General features: G+C 34.1%; 12 protein-coding genes. All 12 read right to left on the bottom strand.

The features are described 5' to 3' along the window. Positions 1 to 17: 17 nt before the first annotated feature. Positions 18 to 2,012, bottom strand: a complete 1,995-nt coding sequence (pknB, locus tag AB1282_RS14070; RefSeq protein WP_429899369.1) for a Stk1 family PASTA domain-containing Ser/Thr kinase — start codon at positions 2,010 to 2,012, stop codon at positions 18 to 20. Positions 2,013 to 2,020: 8 nt separating this feature from the next. Further along, on the bottom strand, positions 2,021 to 2,773 hold the full coding sequence (locus AB1282_RS14065; RefSeq protein WP_056470937.1) for a Stp1/IreP family PP2C-type Ser/Thr phosphatase: 753 nt from the start codon (positions 2,771 to 2,773) through the stop codon (positions 2,021 to 2,023). 4 nt (positions 2,774 to 2,777) lie between these two features. Next, the gene (gene rlmN / locus AB1282_RS14060; protein WP_056471189.1) at positions 2,778 to 3,836 is read right to left on the bottom strand and encodes a 23S rRNA (adenine(2503)-C(2))-methyltransferase RlmN; all 1,059 of its coding nucleotides are present in this window, start codon (positions 3,834 to 3,836) and stop codon (positions 2,778 to 2,780) included. Positions 3,837 to 3,871: 35 nt separating this feature from the next. Then, positions 3,872 to 5,218 (bottom strand): 16S rRNA (cytosine(967)-C(5))-methyltransferase RsmB, encoded by a 1,347-nt coding sequence (gene rsmB, locus AB1282_RS14055; protein ID WP_429899368.1) that lies wholly within the window; start codon positions 5,216 to 5,218, stop codon positions 3,872 to 3,874. Between the two features lies 1 nt (position 5,219). Beyond that, positions 5,220 to 6,164 carry a methionyl-tRNA formyltransferase gene (gene fmt, locus AB1282_RS14050; protein ID WP_429899367.1) on the bottom strand — a complete coding sequence of 315 codons (945 nt, stop codon included), beginning with the start codon at positions 6,162 to 6,164 and terminating at the stop codon, positions 5,220 to 5,222. Positions 6,165 to 6,172: 8 nt separating this feature from the next. Beyond that, on the bottom strand, positions 6,173 to 6,646 hold the full coding sequence (gene def, locus AB1282_RS14045) for a peptide deformylase (RefSeq protein WP_056470946.1): 474 nt from the start codon (positions 6,644 to 6,646) through the stop codon (positions 6,173 to 6,175). A gap of 281 nt (positions 6,647 to 6,927) precedes the next feature. Next, complete coding sequence (gene priA, locus AB1282_RS14040; protein ID WP_429899366.1) at positions 6,928 to 9,327, bottom strand: primosomal protein N'; 2,400 nt, start codon at positions 9,325 to 9,327, stop codon at positions 6,928 to 6,930. Further along, positions 9,324 to 10,529: a bifunctional phosphopantothenoylcysteine decarboxylase/phosphopantothenate--cysteine ligase CoaBC gene (coaBC, locus tag AB1282_RS14035; RefSeq protein ID WP_056470951.1), complete on the bottom strand. Its 1,206-nt coding sequence runs from the start codon at positions 10,527 to 10,529 to the stop codon at positions 9,324 to 9,326. The genes priA and coaBC overlap by 4 nt, the downstream gene beginning before the upstream one ends. Before the next feature lie 362 nt (positions 10,530 to 10,891). After that, positions 10,892 to 11,104 (bottom strand): DNA-directed RNA polymerase subunit omega, encoded by a 213-nt coding sequence (rpoZ, locus tag AB1282_RS14030; protein ID WP_025568819.1) that lies wholly within the window; start codon positions 11,102 to 11,104, stop codon positions 10,892 to 10,894. A gap of 3 nt (positions 11,105 to 11,107) precedes the next feature. Continuing rightward, a complete protein-coding gene (gmk, locus tag AB1282_RS14025) occupies positions 11,108 to 11,725 on the bottom strand; it encodes a guanylate kinase (RefSeq protein ID WP_056470957.1) in 618 nt (205 codons plus the stop codon). 154 nt (positions 11,726 to 11,879) lie between these two features. Further along, a complete protein-coding gene (locus tag AB1282_RS14020) occupies positions 11,880 to 12,749 on the bottom strand; it encodes a YicC/YloC family endoribonuclease (protein WP_056470960.1) in 870 nt (289 codons plus the stop codon). A gap of 147 nt (positions 12,750 to 12,896) precedes the next feature. Then, entirely contained in the window at positions 12,897 to 15,569 is a 2,673-nt protein-coding gene (locus AB1282_RS14015) for a calcium-translocating P-type ATPase, SERCA-type (protein ID WP_056470963.1), read from the bottom strand. Positions 15,570 to 15,947: the final 378 nt, after the last annotated feature.

The raw sequence follows: 15,947 nt of genomic DNA, 5'->3' as shown, positions 1-15,947 counted from the left end.
CTCACTCCTACAGCTCTTTAATTCGATGGATAAGGTACATCTCTTTCTGCAATAACTTGACCATCTTTAACAATTTTATAGGAAGCAGTTTGTCCAGGATCAATTGTCACTTCTACCGGTATAGTAGTTGTTTCGGTGATCGATTTTGAAATTGCAGGTTTTTCACCATTATTTTTTTTATCCCTAATAAATACCTCGATTAGCTGAGGTGCACTAGGATTTGTTGGGGTATATGGTACTTGTACATTAATTGTTACTTTTTTCGTCTTTTCTTTTTGTTTTCCAGAAGAAATAACAACATTTAATGTATCCCCTTCTTTTACTGCAACGTTAGCAGATGGAGATTGAGAAATAACATGATTTTCAGCAACTGTTCCAGAATCTTCTTTCGTTACATTAAGCTTTAAGTTATTGTCACCTGCATAGGTTTCAACATCTTTTCTAGACCATCCTTTTAAGTCACGAAGAGTGATCGTAGATGCCCCTTTACTAATCCATACATTTAAATCTGTTTCTGATGGAACGACTTCAGCTCCGACATTTGGAGATTGGTCGATTATTTCACCTTCTGATTCATCACTTTCGATAAAATGCGTTGTAACAGAACGATAATCGTCTTGTAATCTAGATTTTACTGTGTTGTATTGGAATCCTTTTAAATCTTCCATCTCGTTACTTTTTTTACCTTTTGATTTATAAATCGTTATCGATGAATTTTCTTTAACAGTTTCCCCAATATTAGGAGAAGTTTTTACTACTTTACCTTCATCAACTTCATCATCAAAAATTTCTTTAGGATCGCTTATCTTTAAGCCTTTTGATGCAAGCAACGTAACCGCACTTTCGTATGTCATATCTTTAACATCTGGAATTTCTACGTCTTCAGGCAAAAATAACGCAGGAATCAAAGTTATCGCTAATAAACCACCAATTAAAAGTGCTATAAAAGTACCTATAATAAACTTTGCAAAAGAATTCTTCTTCTTCCGTTTTAGATTATCAGGTTCTTTTTTGACAGTTTCTTTTTTGACAGTTTCTTTTTTAATCGGTTCTTTTTCTTTAGTTGATTTTTTCTTTGTTGGTACGACAACAGTATCATCATTAGTTGATACAGGTATATCCTTTATGATCGGAATTACCTTCGTTTCATCATCATTTGTAGGAATCACAAAACGTTTTTCATTCAAACGATCACTATCTAAAGCAGTTTGTAAATCTAGCTTCATCTCATCTGCAGTATCATATCGATAAAAAATATCTTTGGCAGTAGCTTTTAAAACGATATTTTCAACGCTTTGTGGTATTTCTGGATTAAATTTTGTTGGTGGTGGAACTTCGCTTTGTAAATGTTTTAATGCGATTGCAACTGCACTCTCACCCGAAAATGGTAGTTTTCCAGTTAAAAGCTCAAACATTACAATTCCTAAAGAATAAATATCTGACTTTTTATTCGCAACTCCACCTCTTGCTTGTTCAGGTGAAAGGTAATGAACAGAACCAAGTACTGAATTTGTTTGTGTAATTGTTGCAGCTGTCGAAGCTGTTGCAATTCCAAAATCAGTTATTTTTACATTTCCTTCTTTATTGATTAAAATATTTTGCGGTTTTACATCTCTATGAACTATTTGAAAATGATGCGCATGAGCTAATGCTGATGCTAATTGTTCCATAATCCTCAATACTTCTTTTGGCTTTATTGGTGTATGATGCTGAATATACTCCTTTAAAGTCTCACCTTCAACGTATTCCATGACGATATACTGTAATCCATCTTCTTCCCCAACGTCATATGAGCTTACGATATTTGGATGAGATAGCGAAGTAACTGAATAGGCTTCACGTTGAAATCTTCTTAAGAAGTCAGGGTCGTTCGAAAAATCAGCTTTTAACATTTTTACAGCTACATCTCGATCTAATATCATATCACGGGCTAAATAAACGTTTGCCATACCGCCAACACCAATTAATTTTAAGATCTTATATCGGTCGTTTAGGCGTCTACCAATCATCACGCTCATCATCACCCTTTCTCTATATTTCTAGGCTCAAACTTAATAATGGCAAGCGTGATGTTATCTTCTCCACCAAAGTCATTTGCAAGTGAAATCAACTGGTTACCGAGAAGATCGATTGGTAGATTTTCATTTAATTTTTCATTAAAAAGTTCATTTGATATTTTATTAGATAAACCATCTGAACATAAAATGATTAAATCATCTTCTTCCCAAGTTAAAGTTTTAATATCAACATCAACTGTTTCCTCAGTACCAAGTGCTCGCGTAATAACATTTTTACGAGGATGAATTTCTGCATCCTCCATAGAAATTTGCCCAAATTTAACTAGTTCAGCTACAAAAGTATGATCTTCTGTTATTTGCTTAAACCCTTCATCATTCCTCAAATAACTTCTACTATCACCTATATGTGCAATCGTAAAAAATAAAGGAGTACAAATAATCGCTTCAAGGGTTGTCCCCATACCCTTGCACTCTTCATTTTGCTCTGAATGAACTAATAAGTTTGTATTTAATTGCGCTACAATATTTTTTAGCCATGATTCGGCTTCGATCGGTGTTTCAAAATTACTAGTATTTTTCCACTCTGCTTCAAGGAAATTGATGGCCATCATACTGGCAACCTCACCCGCTAAATGGCCACCCATTCCATCAGCAACTACAGCTAATACGATTCCAGAATCGTTCGTAAATATACCTACGCTATCTTCATTATGCTCTCGAACTTTCCCCGTATCAGTTTGAAAAAAAGTTTGCATTGTTTCACCTCGTCTCCTCTTTACGCTCCTTTGCACGCAACTGTCCACAAGCTGCATCTATATCATGGCCTTGTTCACGACGAATTGTAACATTAACTCCATTGTTTTTTAGTACTTTTTCAAATGCAAAAATTTGTTCCTTAGGAGTTCTTACGTAATCTCTTTCAGGTACATAGTTAACCGGAATTAAATTAACATGACATTTAACTCCTTTAAGTAACTTAGAAAGTTCTTCCGCATGCTCAACTTGGTCATTTTCACCACCGAATAATCCATATTCAAACGTTACACGTCTACCAGTCTTTTCAACATAGTAACGAACAGCGTCCATTAAATCCGGTAATTTGTATGCACGATTAATTGGCATTAATTTAGAACGTAACTCACTGTTAGGAGCATGTAATGAAATCGCGAAATTAATTTGAAGACCTTCATCTGCAAAGTTATAGATTTTTGGAATGATTCCACTTGTTGATACTGTAATATGTCTTGCACCTATGTTAAGGCCTTTTTCAGAATTAACAATTCTTAAGAAATCCATTAAACCATTATAGTTATCAAATGGTTCGCCTATACCCATAACTACGATTGAGCTTACTCGTTCTTCAACTTCATCAATAGCACGTTGTACTTCTAAAACTTGTGCAACGATTTCACCTGCTTCAAGATTTCGTTTTAAACCGCCAAGAGTCGATGCACAAAAAGTACATCCAATTCGACAACCTACTTGTGTCGTTACACATACAGAATTGCCATAATTATGTCTCATTAAAACAGTTTCAATCGAATATCCATCATGTAATTCAAATAAAAATTTCATAGTACCATCTGAAGAGGTTTGTTTAACTAATGTTTTTAATGTCGTTATTGTAAAATTCTCTTCAAGTAACATACGTAAATCTTTTGGAATATTTTGCATTTCTTCAAAGCTTTCAACTCGTTGTACGTATAGCCAATTATAAATTTGCTTAGCACGGAAAGCCTGCTGCTTTTGCGCCTTTAACCAATCCTCTATATCACTCACTTTTAACGAGTAAATTGAGGGTTTATGAGTTTTTTCTATTTTGACTGAATTTGTAGTATTTTCTAATTTCAACGTTACACCTTCTTCCTTAATCTTGCAATAAAAAATCCATCCGTTCCAAAATAATGTGGTAGTAGTTGTACATACCCTTTTTGAACCGATTTATTTTCATTTAATTTTTCCGGAACATGATCAATTAATGAGTGATCTAATTCATATTCATGATGCTCTTCTAAAAAAGCTTCGACCACATCAATATTTTCTTCATGTCCAACTGTACAAGTGCTATATACTAAAGTTCCACCTGGCTTAACTAACTTTGAAGCTTCGTCTAAAATAGACTTCTGAACTCTTTGTAAATTTGTTACATCAGTAGCATTCTTTTTTAATAAAATATCTGGTTTACGACGAATAACCCCTAAACCAGAACATGGAGCATCTACTAATACTTTGTCAAATAATCTTCCTTCAAACTCTTCAGGTGCTTTTCTTGCATCTAGAGCTTTCGTTTCTATATTATCTAACCCTAAACGATTAGCTTGTTCTTTAATTAACTTTACTTTATGCTTGTGTAAATCTAATGAAGTGACTGAACCAGTACCGCCTAACAACTCAGCAATATGTGTTGATTTCCCTCCAGGTGCCGCACAAGTATCTAATATATCTTCACCTTTTTCAACTCCAAGTGCTTGTGCAACTAACATCGAGCTTTCATCTTGAATTGAAAGGAAACCATCTTTAAATGCATTCGTATAAGCAACATTTCCTTTTTGGATTTCTATTGCAAATGGAGACAGTTTTCCTTCCTTGACCTGTACTCCTTCATCTTCAAGCATTTTAAGTACTTCTTCTCTTGTTGCTTTCATTGTATTTACTCTTGCAGTTTGAAACGGTGGAAGTATATTCTCTTCACAAATTTTTCTCGTTTCTTCTTCTCCGAATTCTTTTACCCATTGTTCAATTAACCAGTTTGGATGATTCGTTACAATTGAAAGCTTTTCGATTGGGTCCTTTATTTCATCGATTGATCGTAAACCATTTCTTTGAATATTTCTTAAAACCCCATTTACTAAAGAAGCAATTCCTTTATGTCCTCGTTTTTTAGCAATATTAACAGCCTCATTTAAAACTGCGTGAGGTGGTATACGATCTAAAAAATGCAATTGATATAATGAAAGTTTTATTAATATATAAACCCATTCTTCTAATTTCTTCTGATTTTTAATGAATGGTTCTAAATAAAAATCTAATAATTGATCTCTTTGGATTGTTCCATAGATTATTTCTGTTAATAGTCCTGAATCAGCAGAAGATAAGTCATTCTTTTGAATATAGTTATTTACTAACAAATTACTATACGATTGATTTTTATAAACTGAAAGAAGAGCCTCTAAGGCAATCTCTCGTACATTTTTACTCATGTTATTCTCCTAACTTCATTCCACGTTCAATAAACGAACCTGCACCATTAATGTATTGCTTTGCTTCCATTCGCTTTTTACCAGCAGGCTGTAAATCAGTAATTTTGATAGCAGTATGATTTCCTGTTGCCACTAATAATCCATCATTTAAAACATCAATTATTTCACCTGGTGTAGAATTTTGATTCGTATTTACTTTTTCACTCCACCAAACTTTTAAAACTTCTCCGTTTAATGTAGTATAAGCTACTGGCCAAGGGTGTAAACCTCTTACGTGATTATAAATCTCTTCACCAGTTTTTGACCAATTAATTTGTTCTTCTTCACGTTTAATATTTTTTGCAAAGCTTACTTTACTTTCATCTTGCTTCACTGCAGTAATTTCACCTTTTAATAACGGTGGGATTGTTTCTGAAAGTAAATTCGCACCCGCAATACTTAATTTATCGTGTAGCGTCCCAACGTGATCTTTTTCTTCAATTGGAACAACGACTTTGGCTAACATATCACCAGCATCTAACTTTTCAACCATATACATAATTGTTACACCAGTTTCACTCTTACCTTGAATGATCGAATAGTGTATTGGAGCTCCACCTCGTAATTCTGGTAACAATGATGCATGTACATTTATACAACCAAATTTAGGAGCTTCAAGAATATCTGTAGGAAGAATTTGTCCAAAAGCAGCAGTTACAATTAAATCTGGTTTCAAAGCCAACACTTTTTCCGTTTCTTCTGGAAGTCTAATTTTTTCAGGTTGTAAAACTGGGATATTATGTTTTAAAGCCTCTACTTTAACTGGAGGTGGAGTTAGCACTCTTTTTCGACCAACAGGGCGGTCTGGCTGAGTTACTACACCAACTACATCATATCCTTCTTCGATTAATCTTCTTAAAATAGGAACAGAAAAATCTGGCGTCCCCATAAAAACAATCTTTGTCATTTTTTTGCCTACCCTTCTAATTCACTTTCTTCATAGTATTTCGAGACTTTAGAAGTGAATAAAACTCCATTTAAATGATCAATTTCATGTAAAAGTGCACGAGCTAAAAATCCACGAGCTTCTATAATAAAATATTTTCCACGTTTATTTTGTGCTTTAATTTTCGCATAGCTAGGTCTTGTTACATCACCATATAAGTTAGGGAAACTTAAACAACCTTCAACATCAGTTTGCTCGCCTTTAGTTTCCATTACGATTGGATTAATTAAATCAATTCTTCCATTCTCATCTTCAACATCAACAACAGCTACTTGTTGCAGAATTCCAACTTGTGGGGCTGCTAAACCAACACCATCTGCTGCCAACATTGTCTCATACATATTATTTAAAAGTTTTACTAAATTTTTATCAAATGACGTCACTTTTTCACAAGGTGTTTCAAGTACTTCATTTGGAAATTCTACTATTTTTAATAAAGCCAATTTCACAACTCCTATCTTGATTGTTCGTTTTCATTTAATTTCTATAGAAAGACCTTCGTTTTATGTTTGTCCCAGTTACACCCACTTTTCGGAATGTCTAGTTCAAGGCGTTAGCCCCTCGAGGTGTCGGGGCTGAGCAAACGCCTTCCGCTTTTCGTTTTGTCTAGTTCCGGCTCCTAGCCCCTCGAGGTCATAAGACAAAGTCCAATTAAGGTAAAAACCAACCTTAATCGGCCTTTGTCTTATGCTTGTCGGGTCTAACCAGTCGCCTCCACTTTTCGTTACATAAACATAGTAGGTTGAAAGTCGATTGTTAATTGTAGTTTACCTTTGTCCGTTTCGTCTTGGTAGTATTGTTGGATTCGGTTTAGTACGTCGTAGAGTGCAGGTTCAGATTTGTATTTTATCACACATTGATAACGGAAATGGTCTTTTATTTTTGCGATTGGTGATGCTACTGGTCCGAGTACAATTGATCCTTCTGATAAGTACTCTCTTAAATAGCCTGCAATTTGTTCACTTACTTTTACTGTTTTTATCAAATCACTATGTGCTATTGATATTAAAACTAAATAATAAAAAGGTGGGTAGCGAAATGAGCGTCTTATTTTCATTTCTTCTTCATAAAACGCAACATAGTCCTGTGTTTTAGCTAATTCAATACTATAATGCTCTGGTGAATATGTTTGTATGACTACTTCACCTGGTTTTTCATGACGACCAGCTCTTCCACTTACTTGTGTTAATAAGCTAAATGTTCGCTCACTTGCTCTGAAATCTGGTAAATGAAGTGAACTATCTGCTGCTAAAACACCAACCAATGTAACATTTGGAAAATCAAGTCCTTTTGCAATCATCTGTGTACCTAGTAATATATCAGCCTCACCGTTACCAAATTGCTTAAGCATTTTTTCGTGGGCACCTTTACGACTAGTCGTATCATTATCCATCCTAATTACTCGTGCTTCTGGATACGTTTTTGTAATAGCTTCCTCTACCTTTTGCGTCCCAGTTCCAAAAAAGCGAATATGTTCACTTTGGCACGATGGGCATTGTTTTGGCATATAGGTTTCATAGCCGCAATAATGACATTTTAGATGATGGTTATGTTTATGATATGTTAAGGAAACCTCGCAATGGGGGCACTGAATTGTGTAACCACAATCTCTACACATTACAAATGAAGAATAGCCTCGACGGTTTAAAAATAAGATGATTTGTTCCTTCTTCTCTAATCGATCAATTATTTTTTCATGTAAAGCTGTAGAAAACATCGTACGATTTCCGATTCTTAGCTGTTCTCTCATATCGACTATTTCCACTTCAGGTAATGGGCCTTGATTAACCCTTTTGGACATTGTATTTAGCTCGTAAACACCTTTACCAGCTCTTGCAAATGATTCTAGTGTAGGAGTTGCACTTCCTAAAACGATAGGACAATCATGATATTCTCCTCTCCAAATTGCTATATCTCTTGCATGATATCTTGGATGTTCATCTTGTTTATAGGTTGTCTCGTGTTCTTCATCAATGATGATCATTCCAATGTTTTCAAATGGTGCAAATATAGCTGAACGGGCTCCCACTACTACCTTAACTTCTTTTCTTTGAATCTTTCTCCATTCATCATATTTCTCACCAATAGACAAACCACTATGGAGAACTGCAACATCATTTCCAAATCTACTTTTAAAACGACCTACTATCTGTGGGGTAAGTGAAATTTCTGGTACTAATACGATTGCTTCTTTACCTTCAGATAGGACCTCTTGAATGGTTTGCAAATAAACTTCGGTCTTTCCACTTCCTGTTACTCCATGTAAAAGATGAATCTTATTCTTTCTTTCATGAAATGAAGAAACGATTTGCTCAAATGCAATCTGTTGTTCTTCTATTAATGGTAAAGGCTTAGATCGTTCTATTTCCCTACCTTCATAAGGATCCCGATAAACTTCAACTGTTTTAATTGAAATTACCTCGTTTTTCTCCAATGTCTTTATAGGTGAATCTGTGATTCCAAGACATTCTTTTAACTCCTTCACACTTGTTTGACCGTTCATACGTAAGTATTCAATAATGTCTTTTTGTTGTGGAGATGAGATCGTAGGTAATTCTTCATCTAATACTTTTAATAGAGAAACTACACGTTCTGTTTTTTTATTTGCTTTATTTTTCACTTCATATTCAATTTCAAGCAGTCCTTCTTTTATAGCTCGTTGAACTAATGAAATTTTACTAACAAGACTTTCTATTTCAGTCCATTCTCTTCTTTTCACGATCGAAAATAGATTTGCTAATTCCGGAACTAATTGATCTAAAGCTTCTTCAGATGTAACTTGAACATGTTTTTTATAAACAGCTTTAATAGCTGTCGGAAGCATTGCTTGATATGCAGAAATGAAAAAACAAAGTGTTTTTTGGGATAAATAAGAACCTAAAAGAAGAAGTTCTTCTGTTAAAACTGGCATGACATCAAGAACTTCTTCAATTTCTTTAACCTTCTCTAAATTAGTTGTTTCTTTTATAGACAATACAAAACCTTGAACTTTCCTTGGCCCAAATGGCACTATTACACGCATTCCAGGTTGTATTGCTTCCTGCCACCTAGTTGGTACTTTATAATCAAAAGGACGATCTGTTTGTCTGACTGATACATCAACTAAAACTGATGCGTATGTCATCTTTCTACCTCATTTAATAAGTGATGAACTTCAAGTAGTATTTCTTCTGCTACTTCTTTTTTACTCATTTTAGGAAGTGGCTTCACTTCACCATTCCGCTTAAAAATGGTTACAATATTCGTATCAGATCCAAAACCAGCCCCTGTTTTCGTTACATCATTTGCAACAATCATATCTGCATTTTTCTTTAAAAGTTTACTTTTTGCATACTCATCTACTTGATCAGTTTCTGCAGCAAACCCTACTAAAATTTGATGTGTTTTATGTTGACCTAAAGTTAGAAGAATATCTTTCGTACGCTTAAAAGCAATTGAAAGATCACCATCAGCTTTTTTCACTTTTGAATCATAAGTAATTGAAGGTGTGTAATCAGCAACCGCTGCTGTTTTTATGACAACATCCGCTTCATTATAATAAGACCAAATCGCTTCAAACATTTGCTCCGCAGACTCAGTTTGGATCAATTTACAGCCTTCAGGTGGCGTTAAATTGGTTGGTCCAGAAACGAGGATTACGTCTGCACCTAAAGAGACTGCAACTTCTGCGATACTATAGCCCATCTTACCCGTTGAATGATTTGAAACAAAGCGAACTGGATCAATTTTTTCAACTGTTGGACCGGCAGAAATGATAATTTTTTTACCTTTTAATAAACCAACTTCTCTTTGGAAATGTTCATTCACGAATTGAACAATTTCTTCAGGCTCTGCTAATCTACCTTTTCCTACATAGCCACATGCTAAATACCCTTCATTTGGCTCAATAAATCGATGACCAATCTCTTTCAATATGTTCATATTCTTTTGAACAATCGGATGGTTATACATATTAACATTCATAGCTGGTGCGATCCAAACTGGTTTTGTTGCAGCTAGTAATGTTGCCTGAATCATTTCATCTCCAAGACCATTTGCTAATTTTCCAATTGTATTAGCAGTCGCTGGAGCAACGATTATTAAATCAGGCCAATCACCTAAATTGATATGTGCAATTTTTGCACTATCTTTTTCATCAAAAGTATCTATATAAACATCATTTCTTGATAAAGCTTGAAACGTTAAAGGTGTCACAAATTTTGTAGCGGATAAGCTCATCATTACTTTAACGTCATATCCTGCTTGTACTAGTTTACTTGTAAGTGCTGCTGCTTTATAGACTGCAATTCCACCTGAAACACATAGGAGAATCTTTTTTTGTTCCACTCACCTTCACCCTTTCAAATTTTATTCTTTCTATGTAATATGTCAAAAAATAGGTCTTTTGGATGTTCTATGTCTAAGATACCACAAATATGTTTGAAATAAATGTTATAGGATTTTTCTAAAAAAACTCACAATATTCCTAATCGTCTAACTCAGATGCCTAGTTGTACTTATCCCTTTTTCTTAAATCAGCGCTTTTCGTTTATAAAACTGCTCGTCGCCATTTTATCACAAAAATAAGACTGCCCCCATTTCTAATCACCACGAAACTTTTAGGAGAGGTGTTAAACACCACGTTGTCCTTTTTAGTCATATGGAAAATTAGCAAATGTTTTGGGACAGCCTCATCACACAGTTAAATATTAATCTTCTTTAACTTCTTCAAGTTTTCTATAAGATAATAAGCCAGCATTAATTTCTTCTAATGCTTTTCCTACAAATTTATCAGATACCGGTTTTTCAACACGAGTATCTTTATTTACTTGCATTTCGCGAGCACGCTTTGAAGCAACTGTTACTAGCGTATATTTTGAGTCTAATTTTGTTAATAAACGGTCAATCGAAGGATATAACATAGTTTATTCGGCCTCCATCATTCTTTTATAATAATTTGCAACTCGTTCACGTTTTAAATGTTCACTTAAAATAATTGCTTTAATACGGTCACAAGCTAAATCAACTTGATCATTTTCAACTACATAATCGTAAGCATCCATCATTTCTATTTCTTCTTTTGCTGCATTCATACGATTCATAATCACATCTTCAGTTTCTGTACCTCTTGTTACAATTCTATTTTGTAATTCTCTCATACTCGGAGGGGCTAAGAAAATAAAAATCCCTTCAGAAAAAGCTTTTTTTACTTGCAGGGCACCTTGAACTTCAATTTCTAGGAAAATGTCTTTTCCTTCGCTTAATGTTTTTTCAACATAATCAATTGGTGTTCCATAGTAATTACCTACAAACTCTGCCCACTCAAGAAACTTATTTTCATTTATTTTCTGTTTGAAATCTTCTTTTGATGTAAAGAAATAATCTACTCCATGTACTTCACCTTCACGAGGATTTCTTGTCGTCATCGAAATACTATATTGCAGATCTAAGTCCTTATTATCAAAAATAGCTTTACGCACCGTACCTTTACCTACTCCTGATGGACCAGAAAGTACGATTAATAAGCCTCTTTCATGCCTCATTTATGACCCTACCCTTCTAATTCTAGACAGTTTTATTTATTAAAGGTCAATCTATTGTTACATCTGCGTGTTTAGAGTCAATTAATCAAAAATTAATTAGTCTTCTATTTCACATTGTTACCGGACCTTTGCAACTATAAACAAATCTTTTACATTATTCAATATTTTGAACTTGCTCTCTAATTTTTTCAAGATTATTTTTAATTTCAACAACTTGTTTAGAAATATCTAATGAATTTGCTTTAGAACCAATCGTATTCACTTCTCGATTCATTTCTTGTACGATGAAATCTAGTTTCCGCCCAATCGATTCCTTTATTTGTAAAGTTTCATTAAACAATTCTAAATGACTAGTTAGTCGAACTAATTCTTCAGATATGTCACATCGATCTGCAAAGAGCATAATTTCTGTTAATAATCTTTGCTCATCAACCGCTGTTAATTCAACTTCCGCTAATTTAGATTGAAGCTTTTCACGATATGATTTCAAAACAAGAGGAGAATGCACTGTAATCTGTTTTTTACATTCTTCAATTGCTGTTAATCTCTCTAATAAATCTTTTTTAAGTTGTCCACCTTCTTTGCACTTAACATCAAAAAATTGCTGACATGCATTTTCAGTAGTCGTTAATAATAATTCTTCAAAATTATCATTGATTTGTTCTACTTCACTTACTGTAGTAACTTCAGGTAGCTTTAATAAATCGATTGGATTATAAGAAGATTTATTTTGCTCTTCACCTGATAGATTTTCAATCGCTTTTTTATATTGTTGAATTAAGCCTTCATCTATTTGTAATGTACGTTGTAATAAGCCCTCAATTGTAACAAAAACCTCAACTCGACCTCGACTAGTATACTCAGCTACAATTTTCTTAATTGCATCTTCATATGCTAATAATTGCCTCGGCATTCGAACGATTGTCTCTAAGTATCGATGATTCACTGCTTTCATTTCAATATGTATTTTGTACTGTTCATTTGACAAAATGGCTTTACCATACCCTGTCATACTTACGACCATTGTTCCACTTCCAATACACTAATTTTCTCTCTAATTTATTTCCCAAATTTTATTCAATATGTAAAAGAGAAAAGGTAATAGAGCATACCTCTACTACCTTAAGGAATTATAACATATTTTAAATTGGTTATCCATTTTGTTCGCAAATTATTTTTTCTTTGTAAATAATGCTCCTGCAAGCATAAAAGTTGGAATTGATGAAAGACCTCCAATTAAGAACCAATCTCTAGGTACGATCGGAATCGTTTTGAAAATAGGTTGTAATGGTGGGTAGTAAATAACAACAAGCATTAATAACATTGAAACGATAACAGCACCAATTAAATATAAATTTCCAAATACATTTCGATGAAAAATGGATCGTTCACTTCTACAATCAAATACATGAATTAATTGAGCTAAAACTAATGTGGAGAATGCTACTGTTTGTGCGTATTCAAGTTGATTCGGATGCTGATTATAGGAAATAATGAATGCTAATAGTGTGACAAATCCAATTAAAAATCCTCTTGAAATAATTTTCCATCCTAAACCTCTTGCAAATATCCCTTCTGATAATGAACGAGGACTTCTTTTCATTACATCATCTTCAGCTGAATCAACACCTAATGCCATTGCAGGTAAGCCATCAGTCACTAGATTTACCCATAGAATTTGTACTGGAACAAGTGGTAAAGGTAGCGCTAATAACATCGCAAACAACATAACTAAAATTTCACCTACATTTGAAGCTAATAAATAACGGATAAATTTACGAATATTACTATAAATATTGCGTCCTTCTTTAATTGCAGACTTGATCGTAGCAAAATTATCATCCAGTAAAACTAATGCTGAAGCTTCCTTTGCTACGTCTGTACCTGTAATCCCCATTGAAATTCCAATATCCGATGCTTTAATTGCTGGTGCATCATTTACGCCATCACCAGTCATTGCTACAATATGTCCATTCGCTTGTAGTGCTTTAACAATTTTTAATTTATGTTCAGGTGAAACTCGGGCAAATACAGCAGCATCTTCAACAAATTCCTGAATCTGCTCTACAGAAAGTGCATCTAATTCTTTTCCTTCAACTACTCTACCGTTATCTCTTAAGATTCCTAGTTTTCTAGCAATACTAGAAGCAGTTAACTTATGATCCCCAGTAATCATAATCGTCCTAATACCAGCTTCTTTACATTCTTGAACAGCTTGTGCAACTTCTGCTCTTGGTGGGTCAATCATCCCTTGTAAACCAATAAAAGTTAAATTGCTTTCGAGATCCCTTTCATCTAAGATCGAATTTGGATTTAAAGGTTTAAAAGCAATCGCAATCGTACGAAGTGCATTATTTGCATAAGTTTCAATTGTACTTTCCACTGCATTTTGTCTAAACGTGTTTAATTGTTCTTCTCTTTCATGCCATAAAATTGAATTACATTTTGAAAGTAAGACGTCTGGTGCACCCTTCGTAATTACAAACTGTTCACCTGAACGATTTTTCACAACGACCGACATCATTTTCCGTGTACTATCAAAAGGAAGCTCATGTATTCTAGTAAAATTAGAATTTACGTATTCTCGGTTGATCCCAGCTTTATAACCTGCAACAACAATCGCACCTTCAGTAGGATCACCATCTAGTACGATTTCTTTTTTCTTTTGAATTAATTGTGCATCACTACATATAGAACCGAATACAAGTGTTTGAAATAATTGTTTATTTAATGTTGGATTAATGGTTCTCTCTTTATTCGTAAATTCTCCATCGATTGCATATCCATTTCCTGTTACTTCAAAACTAGACCCACCCGACCAAATATTTGTAACTGTCATTTTATTTTCCGTCATTGTCCCTGTTTTATCTGAACAAATGACTGAAGCACATCCTAATGTTTCAACCGCTTGAAGCTTTCGAACGATTGCTTTCTTTTTAATCATTCGTTGCACACCCAGTGATAAAGCAACCGTTACAATTGCTGGCAAGCCTTCAGGAATCGCAGCAACTGCAAGTGACACACCCGCTAAAAACATATGATATAATTCATTTCCTTGATATACACCGATAAATACAACTAAAGCTGTTAAAAATAATGCAAGAATAATTAATATTTTACCTAATTGTTCTAATCGTCTTTGTAAAGGTGTAACAATGGTTTCTGTATTTTGAAGTAAATTCGCAATTTGCCCCATTGCTGTTTTCATTCCTGTGGAAACAACAACTCCTTTACCATTTCCACGCGTAACGAGTGTTCCCATAAAGCCCATATTATCTTGATCACCAATACCAATATCATCGGCCTGAATTGATTCAAATCTTTTTTGAACCGGAACAGATTCACCTGTTAGCGCTGATTCTTCTATGTATAAACTTGATGCTTCGATTATGCGAATATCAGCACCAATCCGATCGCCACTTGAAAACTTAATAATATCCCCAACAACTAAATCTCTTGAAGGGAGCTTAACAAACTGCCCGTCACGTAAAACATTTACTTGTGGAGCAGCCAATTCTTTCAAAGCTTCTAATGATCTCTCTGCCTTAGCTTCTTGAAAATATCCTAAAATCCCGTTAATTAATACAATTGCCATAATCGCAACTGCATCTACTACTTCCTTTAAAAAGATTGATATAATCGTTGCGCCTAATAGAACAAATACCATAAAATCATTAAACTGATTTAAAAATAAAACGAGTTTGGAAGTTTTCTCTGATTCCTTTAATTCATTTGCCCCAAAAGTTGCTCGCCTTTGCTTTACCTCCTCATCAGTTAAACCGGAGGAAACATTTGTATTCGTTACTTGCACGACTTCTTCCGCTCTCATCCGATAAAAATTCATACCCGCGTTCACCCCTAATTAAACATTAGGTAAGTTGTCCCCCTTACCTCTCATAAAAGCATATTCAGACTCGTCCAAATAAATGATATAATGATAAAAATAAATCTAACTTTTAACCAACTAGAACTGTGACAAGACCAATCAAGATATTGTATGATTAAATTCCATGAAAAATTTCTTGATTGTTTATTTAATGGATATGTCCTAGTTTATGAATTATGTTGGGACTAAATAAATTGAGTGTAGTTCGAGAAGAAATCAGGAAATACGTTTGTATGGACTTTTACATTTTTTAATTTAATATCTTTCCCGTTCCATATAATTTGATTTTCAGTAATTCGTCCATTCCAGAGTAAAAACATCGTTCTTTTTTCATGG

This window comes from Gottfriedia sp. S16(2024) (assembly GCF_050473765.1).
In the GTDB taxonomy this organism is placed as follows: Bacteria; Bacillota; Bacilli; order Bacillales; family Bacillaceae_G; genus Gottfriedia.
The sequence above is the reverse complement of the archived record's forward strand: the minus strand, read 5'-3'. Positions and strand labels throughout refer to the sequence as shown.

Coding starts and splice junctions, on each gene's coding strand:
- AB1282_RS14065 (WP_056470937.1), bottom strand. CDS start 2,773: ATGCAAACTTTTTTTCAAACTGATACGGGGAAAGTTCGAGAGCATAAT.
- rsmB (WP_429899368.1), bottom strand. CDS start 5,218: ATGAGTAAAAATGTACGAGAGATTGCCTTAGAGGCTCTTCTTTCAGTT.
- fmt (WP_429899367.1), bottom strand. CDS start 6,164: ATGACAAAGATTGTTTTTATGGGGACGCCAGATTTTTCTGTTCCTATT.
- priA (WP_429899366.1), bottom strand. CDS start 9,327: ATGACATACGCATCAGTTTTAGTTGATGTATCAGTCAGACAAACAGAT.
- rpoZ (WP_025568819.1), bottom strand. CDS start 11,104: ATGTTATATCCTTCGATTGACCGTTTATTAACAAAATTAGACTCAAAA.
- gmk (WP_056470957.1), bottom strand. CDS start 11,725: ATGAGGCATGAAAGAGGCTTATTAATCGTACTTTCTGGTCCATCAGGA.
- AB1282_RS14020 (WP_056470960.1), bottom strand. CDS start 12,749: ATGGTCGTAAGTATGACAGGGTATGGTAAAGCCATTTTGTCAAATGAA.
- AB1282_RS14015 (WP_056470963.1), bottom strand. CDS start 15,569: ATGAATTTTTATCGGATGAGAGCGGAAGAAGTCGTGCAAGTAACGAAT.